Source organism: Leifsonia sp. GW821-FHT13C05, assembly GCF_058806515.1.
The window spans coordinates 1,014,313-1,038,147 of sequence record NZ_JBXAPT010000001.1 but is presented as its reverse complement, the minus strand read 5'-3'; the positions used below and the strand labels follow the sequence as shown (position 1 = coordinate 1,038,147).

Genomic DNA, 23,835 nt, shown 5'->3' with positions numbered 1-23,835 from the left:
GTTGTGCAGAGTCATTGACAGGCAGTAGCTCGTCCACAGGGGCCGCAAATAGAACACCCAGGTTCGCATCCCAAGCTGTCAGTGCTTGGAAGGAGCAACACCATGACTGACACCCCGATCACTCCGGAGCCCGCGAAGGCCCAGCACGACGCCGACACCGAGTCGGTCGTGGGCGCTGCAGCCGAGACTCCCGCCGCAGCAGAGAACCAGGCGCCGGCCGCGCCCGCCGAGTCGGCGGAGACCGCAGCACCGACGGCCCCCGCGGCGCCCGCCGCCCCCGCCGCTGGCACGCCCGCTTGGGAGGCGCCCGCCGCCGCCGAGACGGCACCCGCAGCACCGGCCGCGCCCGCCGCAGAGCAGCCGACGGGCGCTCAGCCCACCGCGCAGCAGCCGACGGCTCCCGTCGCACCGGCCGCGCACACCACTCAGCCGACGCAGCCCGTCCCGCCGCAGCCGTACGGCCAGCAGCCCACGGCCCAGCAGCCGACGGCGCAGCAGCCCAACTACGGCAACGGCGCGTTCGGCCAGCCCGCATACCAGGGCGTGCCGCAGCAGCCGTACGCCCCGCACACCCAGCAGGGTCCGTACGCCACGGCCCCCGGCGTCGCGGCCGCCGACAAGCCGGCCAAGAAGCGCAACACCGGCATGATCATCGCCACCCTCGCGATCGGCGCCCTCATCGGCGGCGTCGCTGGAGCGGGAGCCGGTGTCGGCATCTACGCGGCCACCAGCTCCAACAACGCCACGATCAAGACCGTATCGGGCCCACAGAACATCACGGTCAACGACGCGAACAACGCCACGACGGTCACCGCCGTCGCCGCGAAGGCGTCCCCGAGCGTGGTCACCATCTCGGTGACCGGGTCGAGCGAGGGAGGCACGGGCTCCGGCATCGTCCTCACCTCCGACGGCTACGTCCTCACCAACACGCACGTCGTGACCCTCGACGGCCAGGCATCCAACGTGACCGTCAGCGTCCAGGACAACGACGGCAAGATCTACACGGCCAAGATCGTCGGCACGGACCCGACGACCGACCTCGCCGTGATCAAGCTGGACGGCGCATCCGGGATGACCCCGATGAAGTTCGCCGACTCCAGCAAGCTGAACGTCGGGGACACCGCCGTGGCCATCGGCGCGCCGCTCGGCCTGTCCGGCACCGTCACCGACGGCATCGTCAGCGCCCTCAACCGCAGCATCAGCATCGCGTCGTCCGCCGCCCCCAAGTCGGGAGACGACTCCTCCGGCGGCAGCGGGGGAGACAACAACGGCAACCCGTGGAACTTCGACTTCCCCGGCCAGGGCGGCTCCGGTCAGCAGCAGCAACAGCAGCAGCAGGCGACCGCGACCATCTCGCTGCCGGTCATCCAGACCGACGCCGCGATCAACCCCGGCAACTCGGGCGGCGCCCTGCTGAACAGCAAGGGTGAACTGATCGGCGTCAACGTCGCCATCGCCAGCGCGAGCGGTTCATCGTCGAGCGGCAGCCAGTCGGGCAGCATCGGCGTCGGCTTCGCCATCCCGGCGAACCTCGCGGAGCGCGTCTCGCAGGAGATCATCAAGAACGGCTCGGCGACGCACGGCCTGCTCGGCGCATCCGTCACCGACTCGTCCTCCGACGCCAAGGCGAAGAACGTCGGCGCCATCATCAAGGAGGTCACCTCCGGAGGAGCGGCAGCCTCTGCCGGGCTGAAGGCGGGGGACGAGGTCGTGAACTTCAACGGCCTGCCGATCACCAGCGCGACCGACCTCACGGCTCAGGTCCGCGCCCTCGCGGCCGGTGCCAAGGCGGACGTGACGTACATCCGCGACGGCCAGACCAAGACGACCACCGTCACGCTGGGTTCCCTCCCGGCGAGCTGATCGCCACCAGCGCCACCACGAGGCCGTCCCGCAGCAGCGGGGCGGCCTCGTGCCGTGCGGAGGTGCGGTTCCCAGGCGCGGCGATCCACGGCTGATAAGCTCGATTGACCCGAAAACGACGAATGGAACCGATGCCGGACAACACTGTGCACACCCTTCCCGGTGTCTCGTACGTGATGCCCGTTCTGAACGAAGTCACTCACGTGCGGGCGGCCGTCGACAGCCTCCTCGCGCAGGACTACGCAGGACCGTTCGAGGTGACCGTCGCCCTCGGCCCGAGCATGGACGGCACCACGGAGCTCGTCGAAGAGCTCGCGGCGATCGACAACCGCATCCACATCGTCGAGAACGTCGTCGGGTCCACGCCGGCCGGGCTCAACCTGGCCATCCGGCAGTCGCACTACCCGGTGGTCATCCGGGTGGATGCGCACTCGGTGCTTCCCCCCGACTACGCCCGCATCGCGGTCGAGACCATCCTGGAGACGGGCGCAGACAACGTCGGCGGCCTGATGGATGCGCAGGGCACCACCCCGTTCGAGCGCGCGGTCGCGCGCGCATACGGCAGCCGCATCGGCCTGGGCGGCACCAAGCTGCACGTCGGAGGCGAGGCAGGACCGGCGGAGACCGTCTACCTCGGCGTCTTCCAGCGCGACCGGCTGCTCGAAGTCGGCATGTTCGACGAGGACATCAAGCGCGGGCAGGACTGGGAGCTCAACCGCCGCCTGCGCTCCACCGGGGGGACGGTGTGGTTCACCCCGCGCCTCAAGGTCACGTACCGTCCGCGCCCCAACCTGTACCGGCTGGCCAGGCAGTTCGTCTCCACCGGCGTGTGGCGCGGAGAGCTGGCGCGCCGCTTCCCCGCCGCGAACGGGCTGCGCTACTTCGCGCCGCCGCTGATGGTGGTCGCCGTGGCCATCGGGCTGCTCCTCGGCATCGCCGGCATCGTGCAGGCCATCGTCGGGGCGGCACCGTGGCTGCTCATCGGTTTCGCGATCCCCGCGTTCTACGTGCTCATCGTGCTCGTCTCCGCGCTGGTCTGGGGACGCTCTCTGCTCGCAGGGCCGGACGGCGGCTTTCGTTCGTTCTTGTGGTTTCTCGTAGTCTTGCCGTGCATCCATTTCTGCTGGGGGAGCGGGTTCATCCTCGGATACCTGTCGCTCACCCGGAACATCACTGCCCACACGGGAAGGTAGCCATGTCAGCCCCAGGAGCCGGCGCGCACGGAGCGCGCCCGACCTCGATCGCCGAACTGCGCGCCGTCGCGCAGCCGCCCGAGGTGCGCGGCCGACGCAACGCCGAGCACTGGACGGCGTCCCTCTACCTGCGCAACCTGTCTCCGTACCTCACCTGGTTCCTGCTCAAGACCTCGATCTCGGCCAACGGCGTCACCGGGCTGATGATCCTCACCGGATGGGCGACGGCCGCAAGCCTGCTCATCCCGGGCATCGGCGGTGCGGCGCTCGCGCTCATCCTCGGTCAGTTGCAGATGCTCGTCGACTGCTGCGACGGCGAGGTGGCGCGCTGGCGCAACACGTCGTCTCCCGCGGGGATCTTCCTCGACAACGTCGGGCACTACTCCACGGAGACGCTGATCGCCATCGCGCTCGGCATCCGCGCCGCCGGATACCCGTTCGAAGCTCCGGCCGATTACCTCTGGACCAACCTGGGCACGCTCCTCGCCCTCATCATCGTGCTCAATAAGGCGCTCAACGACATGGTGCGCGTCGCCAGGGCGAACGCCGGGCTCGGCAAGCTGGCCGACACGCAGGCGGCGTATGCGCCCACCCACGGCGTGATCGCCCGTCTGCGCCGTGCCGCCCGCTTCGTCCCGTTCCACCGCCTGTACCACTCGGTGGAGCTGACGATCATGATCTTCGTGTTCTCGATCGTCGGGCTGTTCATCGGCGACCAGCTGGCGAACCGCATCCTGCTGTCGGTGCTGGTGCCGCTCGCGCTGCTGGCGCTGATCGGACACTTCGTGGCCATCATGTCGTCGAAGCGCGTCCGTGGCTGACCGCCAGGTCGCCGTCGTCGTGCTCACCCAGGGCACGCGACCAGAGGAGCTGCGCCGCGGCGTCGACTCGGTGCTGGCGCAGACGGGGGTGACCACCGACATCGTCGTGGTCGGCAACGGCTGGGATCCTGCGACCTCGGACCCCGCGCTGCCGGAGGGTGTCCGCACCCTGCACCTGCCGGAGAACCTGGGCATCCCGGCCGGACGCAACGCCGGCGTGCCGCTCGTGACCGGCGACATCCTGCTCTTCCTGGACGATGACGCGTGCATCCCGTCTCCGCAGTTCCTCGGCGACGCGATCGGCAAACTGGAGGCAGACCCGGGCATCGGGATGATCCAGCCGCGCATCGTCGACCCGTCCGGCACGATGTCGCCCCGGCGCTGGATCCCGCGCATCCGCAAGGGCGACCCAGCGCGCCCGAGCAACGTCTTCTCGGTGTGCGAGGCGGTCATCGTGCTGCCGCGCAGCGTGTTCGACGCCGCGGGCGGCTGGGCGGCCCCGTTCTTCTACGCGCACGAGGGCATCGACCTGGCCTGGAAGGTCTGGGACCAGGGCCTGCGCACCTGGTACGCGGGCGACCTGATCGCCAACCACCCGGCGGTGTCGCCCACCAGGCACGCGTACTACTACCGGCTCAACGCCCGCAACCGGGTGTGGCTGGCGCGCCGCAACCTCCCCGCCGTGCTGGCGCCGCTCTACGTGGGTTCGTGGACGGGCATCCAGCTGCTCCGCTGGTTCAGGAAGCCGGCGGTGCTGAAAGCGTGGTTCGGCGGCTGGCGCGAAGGCTGGCGCACCGACCCCGGTGAGCGCCGCCCGCTCCGCTGGCGCACGGTCTGGCGGATGACGCTGGCCGGCCGCCCGCCCATCGTCTAGGCGCTGCCGCAGCGCTGCGCGCGCTCAGTCGCCTGCGCGCTCGCCTGGTGGCCCTGCCTCGGGCTCAGTCGTCGGCGCGCTCGTCGAGGGCGAGCGGGTCGGTGTCCTGTCCCTCTGCCTGCCCCTGCTCCAGTTCGGCCGGGGCGTCGGTCGCTGCCGGCGGCGGGGGACAGCGCCTCGCAGCACCTTCCCGGCACGGACGGCCGCACCACCGGCGCTTGCGCCCATCCTGCGCACGCCGTCGGTCGTCGCGGCGATGGAGCGCCCGGCGATGCCCGGCTTCTTCTCGCCGATCGCGACCGGCCGGATGATCGGGTCGGTCGCCGCCGGGAAGACTTCGGGCGCGCGGCCGAAGGCCAGGCGCGAGTTCTGCACGAGGCGCCTGCCCAGGATGTTGTTCCCCGCGCCACCGATGACGGCACCGACGCCGAACGGGATGGCGCGGCCGATGATGCCCGCCCCTCCGCGGATCGCGAATTGCCGGATGAACGCGCTCTTCAGCCTGTCCACCAGCGGCCCGACCATCATCGTCGGCAGGCTGGACGTGACCATCTCGCCCCAGTACGCGCTGCGCCCAGCACCGGATCCTGCGACCTGCCCGGCGAGCTGGCGCACGAGGTCCGAGCCCTCCTTGCCGAGCATCATCGTGAGCACGAGGGCGCGGGCGCGTTCCGGGTCGTCCACGGCGATGCCGTGCAGCTCGCTGAGCGACTGCGCGTAGAGGGCGGTCGCTTCCAGGAAGGCGGCCGTCTCGAGACCGGAGAGTGCGATGGTGACGCCGGTGCCGATCGCCGGGATGACGGCGGTGACACCGACCGCGGCTCCGCCGGTGGTCACGGCGGCCAGGTAGCGGCGTTCGAGGATGGCGGCGAGCTGCGCGGGGGTCGCATCCGGGTTCCTGCGCCGGATGCTCCGCAGGTGGGCCAGGACGGCCGGCCGGTGGATCGCGAGGAAACGGTCGAGCGTCGAGTTGAGCACGCGGGGCGTCTCGGCGCCGGACGGCGCGCCCCCGGTGACCGATACGAGCGGTTTCTGCTGTCTAGCCATCGCCTCCGAGTGTATGCGTACATTCTGCGAGGAACACGGGGGTTGACTCTCCCGTGTTCCTCGCGTGGGCGTGCCGGACTCAGAGCGGGCGGCGCGAGCGCCCGTGCCGTGACCGCAGGTAGTCGGAGGCGGGAAGCACGCTGTAGACCTCCGGCAGATGCTCACCGGTCAGATCGGTGGTGAGGGCGCCGACGTCGACTCCGAGCACGCTCGCGATGCGCAGAATGGTCACGAGGCTCGGGTTGGCGACGCCGCGCTCGATCTTGCCGTAGTTGGTGACGTGCATCTGCGCGAGGTCGGCCACGTTCTCCTGGCTGAGACCGAGCTCGATGCGGACGCTGCGCACCCGACGGCCGAAGATCAGGGCGGCTGGGGACAGGGGTTCTGGGGACATAAACAATAAATACGGCGAGCGTGCGTCCGGGGCCAGAGCCGAAAGACCTCGGACTCTTTCGCCGTGTGCGTAAAAGATGTGAAATACATGCGATGCCCGACGAGCCTAGAAGCTGACGTTCCAGAGGTATTCCGTGCCGTCCGGATGGAACCACCGGACGACGAGGATCGTGTCTCTGGCGACGTCGCGCCCGATCACCGTGGCGACCACCGACGCATCCGGGGCGATCGTGCTGGGCGAGCTCACGTGGAGCCGGGAGCGGCCGGAGATGCTGACGGTGACCCCGCTGAGCACATCCCGGCTGGTGTTCACCAGCCGATAGAGCGGGGGAGCGCGGCGGTCGACCACCCACGGAACGGGGCGTGCGACGGCGTGCCCCGCTCCGGATGCCGGTGGCTGGCGCACCACGGGGACACGCAGCGCGGACGGGCGCCGGAGGGCGGAGGGACGACGGGTCTCGGAGGGACGGTGGGCTTCATGGGGACGGCGGATCATGGCTACAACGTAATGATGGCGTCTGACGCGGGAGCCGTCTGGTCGGGTGTTCGTGCCCTTTATGTGGACAACGTGTCGTAATTTAAATTGTGGAGGGATCGGCGGGGCTGTGGAAACCGCCGTTGACCGGGAGTTTCGGTCAGCTCCCGTAGTCGCGGTTGTAGAGCTCGAGCACGTCGTCGATGGAGCCGTCGAGCACCAGGGAGCCCTTGTCGAGGTAGAGGCCGCGTTCGCAGAAGCGGCGCAGGTCCTTCTCGTTGTGCGAGACGAAGAAGAGCGTCCTGCCGCCCGCGAGCAGCTCCTCAATGCGCCGATAGCACTTCTCGCGGAAGCCCCGGTCTCCGACGGCGAGCACCTCGTCCACCAGGATGATCGGCTCTTCGAGCTGCGAGATCACGGAGAAGGCGATGCGCACCTTCATGCCGCTCGACAGGTGCTTGTACGGGGTGTCCACGAAGTCGCGAATCTCCGCGAAGTCGATGATGCTGTCGAACCGCTCGTCGATCTGCGAGCGCGACATCCCGTGCAGCCCGGCGGTCAGGTAGACGTTGTCGCGCACCGTGAGATCGTCGACGAACCCGCCGGTGATCTCGATCAGCGGCGCGACGCCGTCCTCGACCCGCACGAAGCCCTCGTCGGGCAGCATGACGCCGGCCACCAGCTTCAGCAGCGTGGACTTGCCCTGGCCGTTGCGGCCGACGACGCCGATGGCCTCGCCCTCGCCCACACTGAAGCTGACATTGCGGAGCGCCCAGAAGTCGTCGGGGCGGGTGCGGCGCTGCCGCGAGCTGAACAGGTCTTTGAACGAACGCCGTCCTCCGCGGTTCCTGCGGAACCGCACGCCGAGGTCGGCCACGTCGATGATGGGTGCCGTCATCAGATCTCCTTCAGGACGGCGCGCTCGCTCCGCCGGAACACCAGGACGCCGACCACCAGCAGGATGAGCGACACCAGGGCGCTCATCAGCACGAGATACCAGTCCAGCTCCTTCGCGAAGAAGGTGGCCCTGTACAGGCTGAACAGACCGGTGAGCGGGTTGAACGCCGCCAGGTCTTTCAGGATGTGGATGTGTTCGAGGTCGCGTGCGCTGTAGATGATCGGGGATGCGTAGAAGAGGAAGCGCAGGAACAGCTTGATCGCGCGCTCCAGGTCGCGGAAGAACACCACGAGCGGCGCGACGATCAGCCCGACGCCCACGGTCAGGATGACCTGGATCAGCACCGCGAGTGGGAACAGCAGGATGTCGACGTTGATGGTCGCCCCTCCGATGATCGCGAAGAACGCGAGCACGGGGAGGGACAGCAGGAACTCGATGCCCTTGGATGCGACGATCCTGTTCACCCAGATCGAGCGCGGGATCATGGTCGACCGGATCAGCTTCGACTCGCGGAGGAAGGCCCTGGTGCTGTCCGAGACCGCGCCGTTGAACCACATCCAGGGCAGGAGGGCGGCGAGCAGGAAGACGATGTACGGGTCTTCGCCGACGTTGCGGTGGAAGATCTGCGTGAAGACGAGCCAGTAGATGCCGCTCATCACCAGGGGGTCGAGGATCGACCACAGGTAGCCGAGCACGCTGGTCGAGTACCGGACCCGCAGGTCGCGCTTGGTCAGCAACCAGAGGGAGTGCCGATAGCGGGCGAACTTCGTTCGCTGCGCAGGGCGCACGGCAGTGAATGTACTGGTCACGGAACCCATCGTATTGATCGAAGCTGCGTGCTCGTCACGCAGCCCACATGACTATACGAAAATACAGCGACGACGCGTGAATTTCGTTTGCGTGGCGGACTACACGAAGAGGTTCGCGCGCTCCAGGTCTTCCTGGAAGTCGACCTCGACGGCGTACAGGTCGGAGATGTCGACAGGCTCGACGAGCATCCCGTCCTGCTCGATCGCGAGCTCGATGCCGCGCTCGAAGTAGTCCTGGTCGCCGACGCGCTGCAGCTGGCGCAGCAGGCCCGCCTTGTCTGCGCTGGAGATGTAGTTGATGCCGACGGCCTCGCCCAGCCCGTTCTTGACGGTCTTCGACAGCTCCTGGATGTAGCCCTCTGCTCCGGTGGTGTACTTGACCTCCTCGTCGGCGACCGACGAGGTGTTGACGGTCACGAACGACTGGTCGCGGTTGACGGTGGCTGCTGCACGCACGAGGACGGCCGGGTCGAAGACCACGTCGCCGTTCATCCAGAGCACGCCGCCGTTGCCGGAAGCCTGCAGGGCGCGCATGAGGCTCTTGGAGGTGTTGGTCTGGTCGTACTGCTCGTTGTAGACGAAGGAGGCGTCGGGGAAGGCCTCGATGATGTGCTCGAGCTTGTAGCCGACGACGATCGTGACCTTGGCGTCCTTGCCGAAGGCAGCGTGGATGTTGTCGAACTGCTGCTGCATGATGGTGCGGCCGTCGCTGAGCTCGGTGAGAGGCTTCGGAAGGCTTCGTCCGAGACGGCTGCCCATGCCGGCTGCCAGAATCACTACCTGGGTCGTCACAATTGTCTCCTTGGGTTCCGTGCGGACGGGTGATGGTGACCTTCTGGCCGCCACGTCACCGAAGTCTGGTTGAGGGTTCGCCCAGGGTTCAGCCGCACTTACGCGTATCGACACCCCTTCATGCCTCCGCCAGAATACCGGCGCACCCATTCGAGGGGCAGGGGTTGACGGATGTCGTTGTTGGGTCGTTATGTACCTCACAGGACTTTCCTAGGCTGCAGGACCGCTCCAGATGGCTGGGTGGGGCTCCGAAGACCCGGGCGTCTTGGTACGTTAGCTGCGTGAGTTCCGAGCAAGCGCCATCCGACAGCACCGAGCCGATCACGGCGCGCACGCCGGGGACGCCGAGACGGAAGACCACACAGAAGACATCGAGCGCTGGGGAGCGGACGGGGGACGAGATGGCCGCGAATGCAGGTGAGGGAGACGGTGTCTCCTCGCCGCCGACGAAGGCTGCGAAGCCCGCGGCGGTGAAACGCGCTCCGAGCGCGAAGACGGCGGCGGCGGCCGCTGGTTCGAGCACGCGCAGCGCATCGCCGCGCGCACCGCGCACCACGAAGCCGCGTGCGACGAAGGCGACCCTGCCGGTCGAGACGACCGCGACGATCGAGGTCGCCGCGCCCGCCGAAGTGGATGCGCCTGCTGCGGTGGATGCGCCTGCTGCGGTGGATGCGCCCGCCGAGGTTGCCGTGCCCGACGCGCCCGCCGCATCCACTGTTGCCAGCACGCAGACGAAGGCGGCGCCCACCTCCACCGAGAGCGTGCTCAGCGTCACGGGGCTCTACAAGCGCTTCGGCGACACCGTCGCCGTCGACGGCGTGTCGCTCGACGTGAAGGAAGGCTCCTTCTACGGCATCGTCGGGCCGAACGGCGCGGGAAAGACCACGACCCTCTCCATGATCACCGGGCTGCTCCGGCCGGACGCCGGACGGGTGCTCGTGCACGGCATCGACGCCTGGACGGACCCCGTCCGCGCCAAGCGCGCGATCGGCGTCCTCCCCGACAAGCTGCGGCTGTTCGACCGGCTCACCGGCGCCCAGCTGCTTCACTACTCCGGCACGCTGCGCGGGCTGAGCGCCAAGACCGTGCGGTCGCGCTCCGCCGACCTCGCGACGGCGTTCGGCATCGAGGACGCCCTCGACCGCCTCGTCGCCGACTACTCGGCGGGCATGACCAAGAAGATCGCGCTGGCCGCTGCGATGATCCACTCGCCGCGCCTCCTCGTGCTCGACGAGCCGTTCGAGTCCGTCGACCCCGTGTCCGCGGCGAACGTCATCGAGATCCTGCAGCGCTATGCGGCGGCGGGCGGCACGGTGGTGCTGTCCAGTCACGGCATGGACCTCATCCAGCGGGTGTGCGACAGCGTCGCGATCATCGTGCAGGGCAAGGTGCTCGCGGCGGGGACCATCGACGAGGTGCGCGGTGAGCAGACCCTCGAGGAGCGGTTCGTCGAGCTCGCGGGCGGACGCAAGGCAGCGGAGGGCATGGAGTGGTTGCACAGTTTCTCGGACTGAAGCTGCGCCTCATGGGCAACGCCTTCCGGCGGAGCCCGTGGCAAGTCGTCGGCCTCTCGGTGGGGCTGGTCTACGGTTTCTTCGTCACCTTCGTGGTCGTCGGCAGCCTCATCGCCGCCCGCTTCGTCCCGGACGTCGCCCAGGTGCACCACGTGCTCGTGGTCGTCGGCTCGATCGTCGTGGCCGGGTTCTTCCTGCTTCCGCTGGTGTTCGGGGTCGACGACACGCTCGACCCGCGCGCGTTCTCGCTGTTCGGCATCCCGAACCGGCAGCTGTCGACCGGGCTGCTGCTCGCCGCGCTGATCGGCATCCCATCCATCGTGCTGACCATCTGCGCCGTCGGCACGGTCGTCACCTGGTCGCGGGATCCCGGCACCACGCTGATCGCGATCGTGTCGGCCGCGCTGCTGGTGCTGACCTGCGTCCTGGCCAGCCGCGTCTCGACGTCGGTGGCGTCGTTCCTGCTCGCCACCCGCCGGTCGCGCGAGTTCGGCGGGGTCATCGGCATCCTGATCATCGTGCTGATCGCTCCCGTGATCATCCTGCTGATGACCATCGACTGGGGACGCGACGGCCTCGGCGTGCTGTCCGGGTTCGCGGCGTGGCTCGGCTGGACGCCGCTCGGCGCCGTCTGGTCCGTGCCGGGAGAGGCCGCAGAGGGCGCGTGGGGCATCGCCGTGCTCAAGCTCCTGATCGCCGCGGCGACGGTCGGCCTGCTCTGGCTCGCCTGGACGTCGCTGGTCGCGAAGATGCTCGTCACCCCGCAGCGCGAGGCGCACGCCAAGGCCTATCACGGCCTCGGCTGGTTCGGCCGGCTGAAGGGCGGGCCGACGGCCGCCATCGCCGCGCGCTCGATGACTTACTGGGGACGCGACCCCCGCTACTGGATCTCGTTGGTGATGATCCCCGTCGTGCCCATCTTCGTGATCGTCGCGCTCACCCTCGCCGGCATCCCGGGCCACTACGTGTCTCTCGTGCCGCTGCCGCTGGTGTGCCTGTTCCTCGGCTGGACCATCCACAACGACGTCGCGTACGACAGCACCGCCATCTGGCTGCACGTCGTCTCCGGAACCCGCGGCATCGCCGACAGGGTGGGCAGGATGTTCCCGCCGATCCTGTTCGGCATCCCCGTCGTCATCATCGGGTCGATCATCACGGCCGCGGTGTACGGCGACTGGGCCGTGCTGCCCGCCGTCGGTGCGCTGAGCGGGGCCATCCTGCTGATCGGGCTCGGGCTGTCCAGCCTGTTCTCCGCGCTCTTCCCGTATCCGGCCACCAAGCCGGGCGACAGTGCGTTCGCGCAGCCGCAGACCTCTGGCGCCTCTGCGGCGCTGGTGCAGGCCCTGAGCTTCTTCGCGATCCTGATCCTCGCGTCACCGATCATCGTGTTCCTCGTGCTGGGCCTGACGCTCAGCCCGTTCTGGCTGGGCATCGCCCCTGTGGCGGCCATCGTGCTCGGCTTCGGCGCCCTCTTCGGCGGCCTCTACCTCGGTGCGAAGGCCTTCGACCACCGCGGCCCGGAGCTCATGGCGTTCGCCAACCGCAACGACTGAGCCGATTGTGGCGCGACGCGTGGAACGTAGACTGGTGGGCATGTACGACGACAGCATTTCGGAACCCGGCGGCCTGCCGGACGGCGGAGGAACGGCGACGCTCGACCGCGAGCTCGAAGAGCTCCTGCAGAACGAGGCCATCGAACCCGGTGACCACGAGCGCTTCTCGCACTACGTCAAGAAGGAGCAGATCCTCGAGTCCGCCATGACGGGCAAGCCGGTCAAGGCGCTCTGCGGCAAGATGTGGACCCCGGGCCGCGACCCGCAGAAATTCCCGGTGTGCCCCAGCTGCAAAGAGATCTACGAGAAGCTGCGCGACGAGTAGCCGGCGCGCAGCCCGGGTGGATGCGGCGCAGCCGCTTTACACGTAGAGCGTCGGAAGCACGGGGTCGCCCCGCCCGACGCGGAACGCCTGGTCGGGAAGCTCCGCCATCGCGAGCGCCCTGTGCTCCCTGGCCGCGGCCGTCCCCGCTGCGCCCAGGTGCTCGCGGTGCACGACACCGCCGGTGATCAGCGGCACCAGCAGGTCGCGTCCGCGGTCTTCGACGGTCGCGCCCTTCTCGATCACGTGGATGGCCTCTGCCACCGCCACACCCTTGTCGTCCAGCCGTCGCACCGGATGCTTGCGGCCGCCGACCGTGGCCTTGCCGTCGGACTTCTTGGCCACCGGGATCCACTCGCCTGTGCCGTCGTGCTCGCGGTGCGCGACCAGCTTGTAGACCATGCCGGACGCCGGATGTCCGGAGCCGGTGACCACGGAGGTGCCGACGCCGTACGAGTCGACGGGGGAGGCGGCGAGGGCCGCGATGGTGAACTCGTCGAGGTCGTTGGTGACCGTGATCTTCGTGTTCACGGCTCCGAGCCCGTCGAGCTGGTCGCGCACCCGGCGGACGAGGTTCGGCAGGTCGCCGGAGTCGAGGCGGACGGCGCCGAGCCCGGTGCCGGCCACGCGGACGGCGGTGTCGATCGCCTTCTCGACGTCGAACGTGTCGACCAGGAGCGTCGTGCCGGGGCCGAGCGCATCCACCTGGGCGCGGAAGGCGTCCTCCTCGCTGTCGTGCAGGAGGGTGAAGGCGTGCGCGGCCGTTCCCATCGTCGGCACGCCCCAGGCGCGGCCGGCCTCCAGGTTGGAGGTGGCGCTGAACCCGGCGATGAACGCGGCGCGCGCAGCGGCGACGGCGGCCCGCTCGTTGGCGCGCCGGGAGCCCATCTCGGCGACGGGGCGGCCGCCGGCGGCGGTGACCATCCTGGCCGCGGCGCTCGCGACGGCCGAGTCGTAGTTGAAGACGCTGAGGAGGAGGGTCTCCAGGATCACCCCCTCGGCGAACGGCGCGTCGACCACGAGGAACGGCGAGCCGGGGAAGAACACCTCGCCCTCGCGGTATCCGGAAATGGTGCCGCTGAACCGGTAGTCCGCGAGCCAGTCGATGGTCGCATCCCGCACCACGTTGTTGGTGCGCAGGTAGTCGAGCTCTTCGTCTCCGAACCGGAACTGCTCGATCAGTTCGAGCAGCCGTCCGGTTCCGGCCAGGATGCCGTAGCGGCGCCCGGCGGGCAGGCGGCGGGTGAACGCCTCGAACACGCACTCCCTGTCGTGCGTGCCGCTGAGCAGCGCGGCGTCGAGCATGGTGAGTTCGTAGCGGTCGGTCAGCAACGCGGAGGAGGCCATCACCCGTTCAGCCTAGCGAAGGCCGCGTGCGGCCGGGCCGCGGCAGCGCTCTCGTTGTAGGCTGGCTTCTTGTGACCGATGCACCGATTGGGATTTTCGACTCGGGCGTCGGCGGGCTCACCGTCGCACGCGCCGTCCGCGATCAGCTCCCGAACGAGTCCATCCTCTACGTGGGCGACACGCTGCACTCCCCGTACGGGCCGAAGCCGATCGCCGACGTGCGCCGCTTCTCGCTCGACGTGCTCGACTTCCTGGTCGACCAGGGCGTGAAGATGCTCGTGATCGCCTGCAACACGGCCTCGTCCGCCATGCTCCGGGATGCGCGGGAGCGCTACTCCGTGCCGGTCATCGAGGTCATCCAGCCGGCCGTGCGCCGCGCGGTCGCCGCCACCCGCAGCAACAGGGTGGGTGTGATCGGCACCGTCGGCACCATCAACTCCCGCGCGTACGAGGACGCCTTCGCCGCCGCCCCGTCTCTCGAACTGTTCACCCAGGCCTGCCCGCGCTTCGTGGAGTTCGTCGAGGCCGGTGTGACCAGCGGAGACGAGGTGCTGCAGGTGACCGCCGAATACCTGCAGCCGCTGCGCGACGCCGACGTGGACACGCTCGTGCTCGGCTGCACGCACTACCCGTTCCTCAAGGGCGCGATCTCGTATGTGATGGGGGAGGGCGTCTCGCTCGTGTCGAGCGACACCGAGACGGCCAAGGACGTGTACCGCACCATCGTGGGCGGCGGGCTCGAACGCACCTCGCCGCTGCCTCCGACCATCCACTACGAGGCGACGGGGGCGGACACCGAGACGTTCCTGCGCCTCGCGCACCGGTTCATCGGTCCGCAGGTCGCCTCCGTCGACCTCGTGCAGACCGGCGTGATCGAGTTGCCGCGCCCGTGATCGACGCGCCGGCCGCAGCACCCAGAAACGCTTCATCCAGCATCCCCGCATCCAGTATCACCGAGGAGAAACCGTGACCGACATCATCCGCGCCGACGGGCGCACCACCCACCAGCTGAGGCCGGTCACCATCGAGCGCGGCTGGAGCACGCAGGCCGAGGGCTCTGCGCTCATCTCGTTCGGCAACACCAAGGTGCTCTGCACCGCGTCGTTCACGAACGGCGTGCCGCGCTGGATGGCCGGCAAGGGCAAGGGCTGGGTGACCGCGGAGTACTCGATGCTGCCGCGCTCGACCAACAGCCGGATGGACCGCGAGTCCGTCAAGGGCAAGATCGGCGGCCGCACGCACGAGATCAGCAGGCTGATCGGCCGCAGCCTGCGCGCGGTGGTCGACATGAAGGCGCTCGGCGAGAACACCATCGTGCTCGACTGCGACGTGCTGCAGGCGGACGGCGGCACCCGCACCGCCGCGATCACCGGAGCGTACGTCGCCCTGGCCGACGCGCTGGAGTGGGGTCGGGAGCATCGCTTCATCGGCCAGAAGGCCACCCCGCTGATCGACTCGGTCTCTGCGGTCTCGGTCGGCATCATCGACGGGGAGCCGATGCTCGACCTGGCATACGTCGAGGACGTGCGCGCCGAGACGGACATGAATGTGGTCGTCACCGGCCGCGGCCTCTTCGTCGAGGTGCAGGGCACAGCGGAGGGCGTGCCCTTCGACCGCCGCGAACTGGATGCGCTGCTCGACCTCGCCGTCGGCGGAGCGGCCGACCTCGCGCAGATCCAGACCGCAGCACTGGCTGCGACGCCGGACGGAGCGCAGGACTGATGGTCCGCGTCGTCCTCGCCACGCACAACCAGCACAAGGCTGCCGAGTTCCAGCAGATCCTCGGGGATGCGGTCCCCGGCCTCGAGATCGTGGCGTACGACGGCCCGGAGCCGGTCGAGGACGGCGTCACCTTCGAGCAGAACGCGCTGATCAAGGCGCGTGCGGCGACGGCGCACACCGGGCTGCCCGCCCTCGCGGACGACTCGGGCATCTGCGTGGATGCGATGGGCGGGGCACCGGGGATCTTCTCCGCCCGCTGGGCGGGTTCGCACGGCGACGCAGAGGCGAACCTGCGGCTGCTGCTCGACCAGCTCGCCGACCTGCCGATCGGCACGCGCGGCGCGCACTTCACGGCGACGCTCGCGCTGGTCACCCCGGACGGCGACGAGACGGTCGTGGAGGGGCAGTGGCCCGGCCGCATCGCGCGGACAGCTCGCGGAACGAACGGGCACGGCTACGACCCGATCTTCGTGCCGGCCGGGCACGAGAGCACGGCCGCCGAGCTCGGGCCGGCGGTGAAGAACGCCGAGAGCCACCGCGCGCGGGCGTTCGCGGCGATGGTCCCCGCGCTGACCGCGCTGGTGGAGCGCTCGCGCTGAGCCCTCGGCAGCGGGCGCTCGGCAGTGAGAATGAGAACGGCACTCATTCCTATCTAGGCCGCTGATCTGGCGGGTCGCGCATCCACTGCATACCGTTGATGGTGATGAGTCACAACCACGGGCATTCCGCCAACCGCAACAGGCTCCTGATCGCCATCGGGATCGTCGCGACCGTTCTGGTCGTCGAGGTGGTCGGCGCGTGGCTGAGCGGCTCGCTGTCGCTGCTCGCGGACGCCGGGCACATGCTCAGCGACCTGACGGGGCTGATCGTGGCGTTGCTCGCGACCATCGTCGCCGCTCGCCCGGCCAGCGACCGGCAGACGTTCGGCTACCGCAGGGCTGAGGTGTTCGGCGCGCTCATCAACGGGCTGATCCTCCTGGTGGTCGCCGTCGGTGTCACCATCGGAGCGATCGGCAGGCTGGTGGCGGGCGAGTCGGAGGTGCAGAGCGTCCCGATGCTGATCGTCGCGGCCATCGGGCTGGTGGCGAACCTGGGCGCCCTGCTACTGCTCCGGCCGGCCGCCGGACACTCGATCAACATGCGCGGCGCGTACCTGGAAGTGCTCGGCGACCTGATCGGGTCGGTGACGGTGATCGTCGCGGCCGTGGTCATCCTGGCCACCGGGTTCGTGCAGGCGGACGCCATCGCGTCGCTGCTGATCGCGGTGTTCATCGTGCCGCGCGCGTACCTGCTGCTGCGGGATGTGATGCGCGTGCTCAGCGAGGCGGCTCCCGCGGACACCGACGTGGCGGAGATCAGGGACCACATCCGGAAGACGCCGGGGGTGGTCGCGGTGCACGACGTGCACGTCTGGGCGATCACGTCGGGCGCCCCGGTGTTCACGGCGCACGTGGTGGTCGAGCCGTCGGTGTTCAGCTCCGGCAAGACGGGCGACCTGCTGGACGAACTCTCCGGATGCCTGTCGAAGCACTTCGACGTCGAGCACTCCACGTTCCAGCTGGAGCCGGCGGAGCACGCCGCCCACGAGGACGAGTTCCACGCCTGACGGCCGCAGCCGTGACGCTGCTCGGTCAGGCGGTCAGGCGTCGGGGTATCAGGCGTCCGGCGTCGTCCGGGGCTCGGGCGCGCTGGTGGGCTCGCCGGCTTCGGCCGCCGCTGCCGCCTTCTTCTTCGCCTTGTGCAGCGACTGGAAGTAGTGGATGAGGGTGGGCACCAGCGTGATCAGCACGGCGCCGATCAGGATGATGTCGATGTAGTTGGAGACGAAGTTGGCGACGGGCGGGATGTAGCCGATGAGGAAGCCGAAGTAGGTGAGCCCTGCGCCCCAGATGAGCGCGCCGATGGCGTTGTAGAGCGAGTACTTCTTGTAGTTCATGTGGCCGACGCCGGCCGCGACGGGCGCGAAGGTGCGCACGATCGGCACGAAGCGGGCGACGATCACGGCGAGAGCGCCGAAGCGGTCGAAGAACGCGTTGGTGCGGCGCACGTTCTCCATGCTGAACAGCCCGCTCTCTTTGCGTTCGAAGACCCGTGGCCCGAACTTGTGGCCGATCAGATAGCCGACCTCGCCGCCGAGGAATGCCCCGAACGCGATCACCAGGCAGACCCACCAGATGTCGACGCCGAACACCAGCGAGGTGTGCGTGAGCAGTCCGGAGATGACGAGGAGCGTGTCACCCGGCAGAAGGAACCCGACGAGCAGGCCCGTCTCCGCGAACACGATCGCGCCGACGACGACGAGCGCCCACGGACCGGCGGCATCGATGATGGTGTGCGGGTCGAGCCACGGGATGAGTCCGGCGTGATGGATCAAGATTCTCCAGAGGGCGTTCGGTGCGGGATGCTGCCGAGTTTAGTGGCCGCCACCTGCGGAGACCATGCGAATGTGCACGCCGTGAGAAAAGATCATCCTGTGGTCTGACCCTGCGCCGTCCCCCGCTGGGAGACGTCCAGCGTCCGGTGTCTGCAACGGTCTCCGTCGTTCGAGTTCAAGCATCGCTACCTTGATGACAGTGTCTGGGCCGCCGGACACGGCTGAGGCCCATGGCTACCCTTGCAGGCATGAACCAGTCCAACACATTGTTGCAGGGTGAGCCACGACTCGGATGGCTTCATATTGATGGGCAACCACGTACGGCGTATATAGCCGCAGTGCTCCTTGACACAGGGGCATCGATTGAATTGACCCTCCTGCTCGATGACATCGAGGGTGACGACTACTACGAGCGGTGGTGGTCCGGCAATGTTCTTTACCTCGACGACCCTGACCGCACCAGACACAGTTATGAGCCGCCCCGGGTAATGGTCTTCCGAGATACGGCAGGCCAAGTGGTTTTGGTGGGCTGCCGGGCAACGAGTTATCAGAGCAACTCGTCGACCGGCCACGGGAAGATTGTGTGCAACTTCGCGGTGCTCGGTGGCAATCATTTCGGCTACGAAAAGGTCAACGGTTTGCGTACCGAATCGGACGCAATCACTGAGTGGACGGGTCTCAGTGCGATGGCGATCGAACGCCAATCGGACGAAAAGGGACGGACCCGGGCCGTGACGCTCTCCCTGTCGAGTCCACCGGATGTCTCGGTCTCGAAGCGCCTCAACGTTATTCTGCGTGTGACCTGGCGATCAGAGCGACCCAGAAACGGATTTGTGGCTCATCAGGCGGTTCAGCTGCAAACACACACGAGCGACGTAAGGCGATGGAACGAGCATCTCGACGTGCATGATGCTTTGCTCGAGCTCGTTTCGATCTCCGGGTGGAGGCCATTCGGATTCTCGCGTGTCGAAGTGCGGCTCGACGTCGACCAAGTGCGAGTCTCGCCGGACAAGCCTGCGGAGGCCCCGTGGCTACAGGTAGCCCATCATCGGCTCCAGAAGCAGTCGGTTCCGCTTGAACGTTCGAGATTTCTTTTCCCATACAGCGAGATTGGAGCTCGCGGAATCAGACGCTGGTTGAAGCTTCGATCGGAATACGATCGTGTCGTCGGTGCGCTGATGAGTATTCTTCGCTCCGAAGAACCGTGGAGCGTCTCAAGCGTGGTGCAAAGCGGCATTGCGCTTGAAGCTCTCGGGTATGCGATTGACGTCAACAAGAACGACGGCTCTCATCTCGATAGAAGAGGGCAAATGACCTTCAACACGTCGCTTCAAGTGGTATTGGACGACATGAAGGTGAAGCCATTTACCAACACCGACGAGTGGATTGCGCGGTCAAACGCCGCATACATGGGCGCTAAGCACGCGAACCGCGGCGAGTTTCCCGATTCGCTCGACATGGCGAATTCGCTTCGCGAGAATCTGCAAATCCTGCGCTTTTGGGTCGGCCTGGAGATTGGTGTGAAACCGTCGACCTTGGTCAGGGAATTGCAGTTAGATCCCTATCGCGGACCCTTCCGCCTCATGGATTGACTCGCGAATGACCCGTATCTCGCCGCTGCCAGGAAGAGTGGGTCGCTGATACCTGGGCTGGCTGGGAGACGTCCGCTGTCCGGTGCGGGAGAAGGGACTTGAACCCTCACGCTCGAAAGCACAGGAACCTAAATCCTGCGTGTCTGCCAATTTCACCACTCCCGCGGTGCGCTAGGCGCGGCTACGACAATAGCTCATGCACGCGCGGGGCGACCTCGGTGCCGTAGAGCTCGATGGCCTTCATCAGGTGGTCGTGGCCGAGGGTGCCGTTGCTGATCTTGAGGTCGAAGCGCTCGATACCGAGCCCGTTGGCGGTGTACGCGATCTTCTTCGCGACCGTCTCCGGCGAGCCGACGAACAGGGCGCCGTCCTCTCCCGCCTCGTGCTCGAACCGTGCACGCGTCGCGGGCGGCCAGCCGCGCTCGCGGCCGATCCTGTTGGTCATCGCCTCGTAGTGCGGCCAGAGCGTCTCCTTGGCCTCCTCGTCGGTGGCGGCGATGAAGCCGGGGGAGTGCACGCCGATCGGGAGGCTGGTGTCGCCACCGAACTGTTCGAGCGCGTTGCGGTACAGCTCGGCCAGCGGCTTGAACCGCATCGGGCCTCCGCCGATGATCGCGAGCATCAGCGGCAGGCCGTAGTGGGCGGCGCGGACGACCGACTCCGGGCTTCCTCCCACGCCGATCCAGGTCTTCAGCAGGCCGTTCTCCAGGTGCGGGTACACCGACTGGCCGTCGAGGGATGCGCGGAGAGCGCCCGTCCAGGTCACCGGCTCCTGCTTGCGCACCTCGGTGAACAGATTCAGCTTCTCCTCGAACAGCTCCTCGTACTGGCCGAGGTCGTAGCCGAAGAGCGGGAACGACTCGATGAACGACCCTCTGCCGAGGATGACCTCCGCGCGGCCGCCGGAGACGCCGTCGAGCGTTGCGAAGCGCTGGAACACCCGCACGGGGTCGTCCGAGCTGAGCACGGTGACCGCCGAACCCAGGTGGATGCGCTCGGTCTGCCCGGCGATGGCGGCCAGCACCACCTCGGGCGCCGACACGGCGAAGTCTTTGCGGTGGTGCTCCCCGACGCCGATGAAGTCGAGGCCGACCTGGTCGGCGAGCACGCCCTCCGCCACCACGTTGCGCAGCACCTGCGCCTGGGGGAGCGGCTGGCCGTCCGCGTCGTTGGTGACGTCGCCGAACGTGTCGATCCCGAGTTCGAGCTTCGTGCTCATACTGTCCTCATCCCGTGTCGCAGGTGTATGCGTTTGCATACACCCCAACGCTGTTGCACCGAGACTATTCCGTCGAGTGTGCGAAGGGGGAGGAAGCTATTCGCTCGGCCGGGCGCGGCGCGGGACGTAGCGGGGGATGTACCGGGCGAGCATCGCGGCGCCGACGAAGCCGAGCACCCCGATCGCGCCGCTGGCGAAGGCGAGGGAGACCACGGCCGTCAGCAGGGACACCAGCAGCGGGGCCGCCGCCTGGCCGGCGTCTCCCGCGAACCGCCACGCGCCGAGGAACGGGGCAGGCTGATCCTTCGGGGCGAGGTCGGCACCGAGCGTCATGATGATGCCGGAGCCGATGCCGTTGGCGACAGAGAGGAAGAGCGAGACGCCGATGTACCAGGCGACGCGCGCATCCAGGTCGTGGGTGAAGGCGAGCGTGAGGAAGCCGAGCGCCAGGCCGAGCATCGACGGCAGGGCGCTCCACATCCGCCCGAAGCGGTCCATGATCTGCCCGCTCGCGTAGAACAGGGCGAAGTCGACCGCACCGGCGATGCCGATGATGAGCGCCGTGTTCGCCTCGCTCAGACCGATGCTGATGGCCCACAGCGGCATCAGCACGGTGCGGGCCGACCGGATGGCGCCGATTAGCGCGACGCCGGTGCCCATCCTGGCCAGCACGGCCCTGAACGACCAGATGGTGCGGAACAGGCCGTGCGTGCGCTCCTCCGCCTCCTCTTCCCCGGCGGTCAGCACCTCGCCGCCCTCGACCGCCGCGGCCGGGCTCGGCCCGAACATCTTCTCCGGGTCCGGCAGAACGATCAGCACGACCACCGAGCCGAGGCAGCTGACGATGAAGATCCAGAACACCGACTGCGTCGAGCCGGTGATGCTGATCACGAGCGAGGCGATCAGCGGTCCGACGAACCAGCCGCAGCGGAAGATGCCGCCGAGCGTCGACAGCGCCCTGGCGCGGTAGCGCTGCGGGACGTACGAGGTCATGAACGCGTGCCGGGCGAGGGCGAACACGGCCGTCGCCAGGCCGACCACGAAGATCCCGACCATGAGCACCCAGTAGTTGGGAGCGACCAGGCAGACGCCGACGCCGAGGATCGCGACGACGGCGGCGTAGATCATCGAGGCGCGCTCGCCGATGCGCGACACCACCCAGCCGCTCGGGATGTCCCCGGCCAGCTCGCCGAGCATCACCATCGAGGAGATGAAGCCCGCGATGGCCAGGCTCGCACCCAGGTTGCCCGCTGCGATGGGGATGATCGGGATGATCGCGCCCTCGCCGATGGAGAACAGCAGCGTGGGGAGGAAGGCGGCGAGCGCCACGGACCGGAAAGAGAAGGGTCGCTCGTCGGAAGTCATTTCTTTAACACACTACAACTGGATGCGCGGGGCCCCGGCGGCCGGACCTCCCCGGTAGGCTGGTCGGCGACATGATTGAAATCGATCTTTCCCAGCAGATCGCCGAACTGCGCTCGACGTTCGCCGACATCCGTTCCGTGGTGAACGTGGACGCTCTCACCGCCGAGATCGCCTCTCTCAGCGAGCAGGCGGGCGCCCCCGATCTCTGGGACGACACCGAGAACGCCCAGAAGATCACCAGCGCGCTCAGCCACCGGCAGTCCGAGCTCGCCCGCATCACCTCGATCGAGCGCAGGCTCGACGACCTCGAAGTGCTCGTGGAGATGGCCAACGACGGCGAGGGCGACGAAGCCACCGCCGCCGAGGCGCGCACCGAGCTCGAGTCGCTGCAGAAGAGCCTCGGCGACCTCGAGGTGCAGACCCTTCTGAACGGCGAGTACGACCCGCGCCCGGCCGTCGTCACGATCCGCGCGGGGGCCGGTGGCGTCGACGCCGCCGACTTCGCCGAGATGCTGCTGCGCATGTACCTCCGCTGGGCCGAGCAGCACAAATACCCCGTGCAGGTCATGGACACCAGCTACGCGGAGGAGGCCGGCATCAAGTCGGCCACCTTTGAGGTGGACGCGCCGTACGCCTTCGGCACGCTGTCCGTCGAGGCGGGGACGCACCGCCTGGTCAGGATGAGTCCGTTCAACTCGGCGGGCAAGCGCCAGACCTCGTTCGCCGCGGTCGAGGTCATCCCGCTGATCGAGGAGACCGAGTCGATCGAGATCCCGGACAACGACATCCGGGTGGATGTGTTCCGGTCGTCCGGCCCGGGTGGCCAGTCCGTCAACACCACGGACTCCGCCGTCCGCATCACCCACCTCCCCACGGGAACGGTGGTCTCGATGCAGAACGAGAAGAGCCAGATCCAGAACCGCGCCGCCGCCATGCGCGTGCTGCAGAGCCGCCTGCTGCTGTTGCAGCGCGAGGCGGAGGCTGCGGCGAAGAAGGAACTCGCGGGCAACATCACCGCCAGCTGGGGCGACCAGATGCGCAGCTACGTGCTCGCGCCGTACCAGATGGTCAAAGACCTGCGCACCGACTACGAGGTCAACAACCCCGCCAACGTCTTCGACGGAGACCTCGACGGCTTCATCGCCGCGGGCATCCGGTGGCGTGCAGGGGCGAAGGCCGACGCGTGAGCGGCCAGCCGTCCGCGGTGATCGAGGTCGCCTCCGTCGTCGACGACGAGCTGGTGGATGCTGTCGTCACGCTGCTCCCGCAGCTCTCGTCCAGCGCGACCTTCGACAGGGCGCTCCTGGAGCGCGTCGTGGCGAGCGAGGCCGCGACCCTGTTCGTCGCCCGTCTCGACGGCGCGATCGTCGGCATGGCGACGCTGGTCGCGTACGCCATCCCGACGGGCCTCCGCGGTCACATCGACGACGTGGTCGTCGACGAGAGCACCCGCGGCCGCGGTGTCGCCAGGAGCCTGCTCGAGGCGATGATCGCCCGCTCGGCCGAACTCGGCATCCGCACCCTCGACCTCACCTCCCGCCCGTCCAGGGTGGCGGCGATCAGGCTCTACGAGTCCGTCGGGTTCGTGCGCAGGGACACCAACACGTTCCGATTCGCCGGATAGCTCGCTGACGGCTGCCGTTCGGGCCGCATCCAGGCTTG

At 68.2% G+C, this 23,835-nt stretch carries 24 protein-coding genes and 1 tRNA gene; 14 read left to right on the top strand and 11 right to left on the bottom strand.

All coding sequences use genetic code 11. The features are described from left to right. Positions 1–102 precede the first annotated feature (102 nt). The 4 genes from AC1ROC_RS05000 to AC1ROC_RS04985 all read left to right on the top strand — a co-directional run bounded on the left by AC1ROC_RS05000 (position 103) and on the right by AC1ROC_RS04985 (position 4,751). Positions 103–1,863, top strand: a complete 1,761-nt coding sequence (locus AC1ROC_RS05000; RefSeq protein ID WP_492998477.1) for a S1C family serine protease — start codon at positions 103–105, stop codon at positions 1,861–1,863. A gap of 131 nt (positions 1,864–1,994) precedes the next feature. Then, positions 1,995–3,056 (top strand): glycosyltransferase family 2 protein, encoded by a 1,062-nt coding sequence (locus tag AC1ROC_RS04995; protein WP_492998475.1) that lies wholly within the window; start codon positions 1,995–1,997, stop codon positions 3,054–3,056. A 2-nt stretch (positions 3,057–3,058) separates the two neighbouring features. After that, positions 3,059–3,877, top strand: coding sequence for a CDP-alcohol phosphatidyltransferase family protein (locus tag AC1ROC_RS04990; RefSeq protein WP_168689172.1), 819 nt, complete (start codon positions 3,059–3,061; stop codon positions 3,875–3,877). Then, positions 3,870–4,751, top strand: a complete 882-nt coding sequence (locus AC1ROC_RS04985; RefSeq protein ID WP_492998474.1) for a glycosyltransferase family 2 protein — start codon at positions 3,870–3,872, stop codon at positions 4,749–4,751. The genes AC1ROC_RS04990 and AC1ROC_RS04985 overlap by 8 nt, the downstream gene beginning before the upstream one ends. 24 nt (positions 4,752–4,775) lie before the next feature. Here AC1ROC_RS04985 and AC1ROC_RS04980 read toward each other — a convergent pair whose 3' ends face one another. The 6 genes from AC1ROC_RS04980 to AC1ROC_RS04955 all read right to left on the bottom strand — a co-directional run bounded on the left by AC1ROC_RS04980 (position 4,776) and on the right by AC1ROC_RS04955 (position 9,165). Continuing rightward, the gene (locus tag AC1ROC_RS04980) at positions 4,776–5,798 is read right to left on the bottom strand and encodes a hypothetical protein (protein ID WP_492998472.1); all 1,023 of its coding nucleotides are present in this window, start codon (positions 5,796–5,798) and stop codon (positions 4,776–4,778) included. Positions 5,799–5,877: 79 nt separating this feature from the next. After that, positions 5,878–6,192 carry a helix-turn-helix domain-containing protein gene (locus AC1ROC_RS04975; RefSeq protein WP_434948295.1) on the bottom strand — a complete coding sequence of 105 codons (315 nt, stop codon included), beginning with the start codon at positions 6,190–6,192 and terminating at the stop codon, positions 5,878–5,880. Between the two features lie 105 nt (positions 6,193–6,297). Further along, positions 6,298–6,687 (bottom strand): hypothetical protein, encoded by a 390-nt coding sequence (locus AC1ROC_RS04970; RefSeq protein ID WP_492998469.1) that lies wholly within the window; start codon positions 6,685–6,687, stop codon positions 6,298–6,300. Between the two features lie 139 nt (positions 6,688–6,826). After that, on the bottom strand, positions 6,827–7,564 hold the full coding sequence (locus tag AC1ROC_RS04965) for an ABC transporter ATP-binding protein (protein WP_085369462.1): 738 nt from the start codon (positions 7,562–7,564) through the stop codon (positions 6,827–6,829). After that, positions 7,564–8,382, bottom strand: a complete 819-nt coding sequence (locus AC1ROC_RS04960; protein WP_210724049.1) for an ABC transporter permease — start codon at positions 8,380–8,382, stop codon at positions 7,564–7,566. The genes AC1ROC_RS04965 and AC1ROC_RS04960 overlap by 1 nt, the downstream gene beginning before the upstream one ends. A gap of 90 nt (positions 8,383–8,472) precedes the next feature. Next, positions 8,473–9,165: a phosphocholine cytidylyltransferase family protein gene (locus AC1ROC_RS04955; protein ID WP_085369463.1), complete on the bottom strand. Its 693-nt coding sequence runs from the start codon at positions 9,163–9,165 to the stop codon at positions 8,473–8,475. Between the two features lie 401 nt (positions 9,166–9,566). Here AC1ROC_RS04955 and AC1ROC_RS04950 point away from each other — a divergent pair, with 401 nt between their 5' ends. Genes AC1ROC_RS04950 through AC1ROC_RS04940 form a run of 3 tightly spaced genes read left to right on the top strand, consistent with a single transcriptional unit; the run spans position 9,567 to position 12,557 of the window. Then, positions 9,567–10,679, top strand: coding sequence for an ABC transporter ATP-binding protein (locus tag AC1ROC_RS04950; RefSeq protein WP_492998466.1), 1,113 nt, complete (start codon positions 9,567–9,569; stop codon positions 10,677–10,679). Then, positions 10,655–12,232, top strand: coding sequence for a hypothetical protein (locus AC1ROC_RS04945; protein ID WP_492998464.1), 1,578 nt, complete (start codon positions 10,655–10,657; stop codon positions 12,230–12,232). The genes AC1ROC_RS04950 and AC1ROC_RS04945 overlap by 25 nt, the downstream gene beginning before the upstream one ends. A gap of 40 nt (positions 12,233–12,272) precedes the next feature. Continuing rightward, a complete protein-coding gene (locus tag AC1ROC_RS04940; protein ID WP_085369466.1) occupies positions 12,273–12,557 on the top strand; it encodes a DUF3039 domain-containing protein in 285 nt (94 codons plus the stop codon). A 36-nt stretch (positions 12,558–12,593) separates the two neighbouring features. Here AC1ROC_RS04940 and AC1ROC_RS04935 read toward each other — a convergent pair whose 3' ends face one another. After that, positions 12,594–13,901, bottom strand: a complete 1,308-nt coding sequence (locus tag AC1ROC_RS04935; RefSeq protein WP_492998925.1) for a nicotinate phosphoribosyltransferase — start codon at positions 13,899–13,901, stop codon at positions 12,594–12,596. Between the two features lie 71 nt (positions 13,902–13,972). Between AC1ROC_RS04935 and murI the strand changes: the two genes are divergently transcribed. The 4 genes from murI to AC1ROC_RS04915 all read left to right on the top strand — a co-directional run bounded on the left by murI (position 13,973) and on the right by AC1ROC_RS04915 (position 17,229). Next, positions 13,973–14,794: a glutamate racemase gene (gene murI / locus AC1ROC_RS04930; protein WP_085369468.1), complete on the top strand. Its 822-nt coding sequence runs from the start codon at positions 13,973–13,975 to the stop codon at positions 14,792–14,794. 73 nt (positions 14,795–14,867) lie between these two features. Further along, a complete protein-coding gene (gene rph / locus AC1ROC_RS04925) occupies positions 14,868–15,623 on the top strand; it encodes a ribonuclease PH (protein ID WP_492998462.1) in 756 nt (251 codons plus the stop codon). Next, positions 15,623–16,222, top strand: coding sequence for an RdgB/HAM1 family non-canonical purine NTP pyrophosphatase (gene rdgB / locus AC1ROC_RS04920; protein WP_085369470.1), 600 nt, complete (start codon positions 15,623–15,625; stop codon positions 16,220–16,222). The genes rph and rdgB overlap by 1 nt, the downstream gene beginning before the upstream one ends. 104 nt (positions 16,223–16,326) lie before the next feature. After that, positions 16,327–17,229: a cation diffusion facilitator family transporter gene (locus AC1ROC_RS04915; RefSeq protein WP_492998460.1), complete on the top strand. Its 903-nt coding sequence runs from the start codon at positions 16,327–16,329 to the stop codon at positions 17,227–17,229. 48 nt (positions 17,230–17,277) lie between these two features. On the opposite strand, the gene AC1ROC_RS04910 is transcribed toward AC1ROC_RS04915, so the two are convergent. Then, positions 17,278–17,997 carry a DedA family protein gene (locus AC1ROC_RS04910; RefSeq protein WP_492998458.1) on the bottom strand — a complete coding sequence of 240 codons (720 nt, stop codon included), beginning with the start codon at positions 17,995–17,997 and terminating at the stop codon, positions 17,278–17,280. A gap of 248 nt (positions 17,998–18,245) precedes the next feature. Between AC1ROC_RS04910 and AC1ROC_RS04905 the strand changes: the two genes are divergently transcribed. After that, on the top strand, positions 18,246–19,589 hold the full coding sequence (locus tag AC1ROC_RS04905; RefSeq protein ID WP_143465767.1) for an ApeA N-terminal domain 1-containing protein: 1,344 nt from the start codon (positions 18,246–18,248) through the stop codon (positions 19,587–19,589). An 83-nt stretch (positions 19,590–19,672) separates the two neighbouring features. Here AC1ROC_RS04905 and AC1ROC_RS04900 read toward each other — a convergent pair. The 3 genes from AC1ROC_RS04900 to AC1ROC_RS04890 all read right to left on the bottom strand — a co-directional run bounded on the left by AC1ROC_RS04900 (position 19,673) and on the right by AC1ROC_RS04890 (position 22,173). Continuing rightward, positions 19,673–19,754 (bottom strand) — tRNA-Leu (locus AC1ROC_RS04900). Between the two features lie 16 nt (positions 19,755–19,770). Beyond that, positions 19,771–20,808 (bottom strand): LLM class flavin-dependent oxidoreductase, encoded by a 1,038-nt coding sequence (locus tag AC1ROC_RS04895; RefSeq protein ID WP_492998455.1) that lies wholly within the window; start codon positions 20,806–20,808, stop codon positions 19,771–19,773. A 96-nt stretch (positions 20,809–20,904) separates the two neighbouring features. Further along, a complete protein-coding gene (locus AC1ROC_RS04890) occupies positions 20,905–22,173 on the bottom strand; it encodes an MFS transporter (protein ID WP_085369475.1) in 1,269 nt (422 codons plus the stop codon). A gap of 71 nt (positions 22,174–22,244) precedes the next feature. Here AC1ROC_RS04890 and prfB point away from each other — a divergent pair, with 71 nt between their 5' ends. Together prfB and AC1ROC_RS04880 are read left to right on the top strand one after the other, a co-directional pair. Further along, positions 22,245–23,360 carry a peptide chain release factor 2 gene (gene prfB / locus AC1ROC_RS04885; RefSeq protein WP_085369476.1) on the top strand — a complete coding sequence of 372 codons (1,116 nt, stop codon included), beginning with the start codon at positions 22,245–22,247 and terminating at the stop codon, positions 23,358–23,360. Then, the gene (locus AC1ROC_RS04880; protein ID WP_085369477.1) at positions 23,357–23,797 is read left to right on the top strand and encodes a GNAT family N-acetyltransferase; all 441 of its coding nucleotides are present in this window, start codon (positions 23,357–23,359) and stop codon (positions 23,795–23,797) included. Before prfB ends, AC1ROC_RS04880 begins: the two co-directional genes overlap by 4 nt. Positions 23,798–23,835 lie beyond the last annotated feature (38 nt).

Bases quoted from the DNA above. Each gene is read 5' to 3' on its own strand.
- AC1ROC_RS05000 (WP_492998477.1), top strand. From the start codon at position 103: ATGACTGACACCCCGATCACTCCGGAGCCCGCGAAGGCCCAGCACGAC.
- AC1ROC_RS04995 (WP_492998475.1), top strand. From the start codon at position 1,995: ATGCCGGACAACACTGTGCACACCCTTCCCGGTGTCTCGTACGTGATG.
- AC1ROC_RS04990 (WP_168689172.1), top strand. From the start codon at position 3,059: ATGTCAGCCCCAGGAGCCGGCGCGCACGGAGCGCGCCCGACCTCGATC.
- AC1ROC_RS04980 (WP_492998472.1), bottom strand. From the start codon at position 5,798: ATGGCTAGACAGCAGAAACCGCTCGTATCGGTCACCGGGGGCGCGCCG.
- AC1ROC_RS04975 (WP_434948295.1), bottom strand. From the start codon at position 6,192: ATGTCCCCAGAACCCCTGTCCCCAGCCGCCCTGATCTTCGGCCGTCGG.
- AC1ROC_RS04970 (WP_492998469.1), bottom strand. From the start codon at position 6,687: ATGATCCGCCGTCCCCATGAAGCCCACCGTCCCTCCGAGACCCGTCGT.
- AC1ROC_RS04965 (WP_085369462.1), bottom strand. From the start codon at position 7,564: ATGACGGCACCCATCATCGACGTGGCCGACCTCGGCGTGCGGTTCCGC.
- AC1ROC_RS04960 (WP_210724049.1), bottom strand. From the start codon at position 8,382: ATGGGTTCCGTGACCAGTACATTCACTGCCGTGCGCCCTGCGCAGCGA.
- AC1ROC_RS04950 (WP_492998466.1), top strand. From the start codon at position 9,567: ATGGCCGCGAATGCAGGTGAGGGAGACGGTGTCTCCTCGCCGCCGACG.
- AC1ROC_RS04940 (WP_085369466.1), top strand. From the start codon at position 12,273: ATGTACGACGACAGCATTTCGGAACCCGGCGGCCTGCCGGACGGCGGA.
- AC1ROC_RS04935 (WP_492998925.1), bottom strand. From the start codon at position 13,901: ATGGCCTCCTCCGCGTTGCTGACCGACCGCTACGAACTCACCATGCTC.
- rdgB (WP_085369470.1), top strand. From the start codon at position 15,623: ATGGTCCGCGTCGTCCTCGCCACGCACAACCAGCACAAGGCTGCCGAG.
- AC1ROC_RS04915 (WP_492998460.1), top strand. From the start codon at position 16,327: ATGAGTCACAACCACGGGCATTCCGCCAACCGCAACAGGCTCCTGATC.
- AC1ROC_RS04905 (WP_143465767.1), top strand. From the start codon at position 18,246: ATGAACCAGTCCAACACATTGTTGCAGGGTGAGCCACGACTCGGATGG.
- AC1ROC_RS04895 (WP_492998455.1), bottom strand. From the start codon at position 20,808: ATGAGCACGAAGCTCGAACTCGGGATCGACACGTTCGGCGACGTCACC.
- AC1ROC_RS04890 (WP_085369475.1), bottom strand. From the start codon at position 22,173: ATGACTTCCGACGAGCGACCCTTCTCTTTCCGGTCCGTGGCGCTCGCC.
- prfB (WP_085369476.1), top strand. From the start codon at position 22,245: ATGATTGAAATCGATCTTTCCCAGCAGATCGCCGAACTGCGCTCGACG.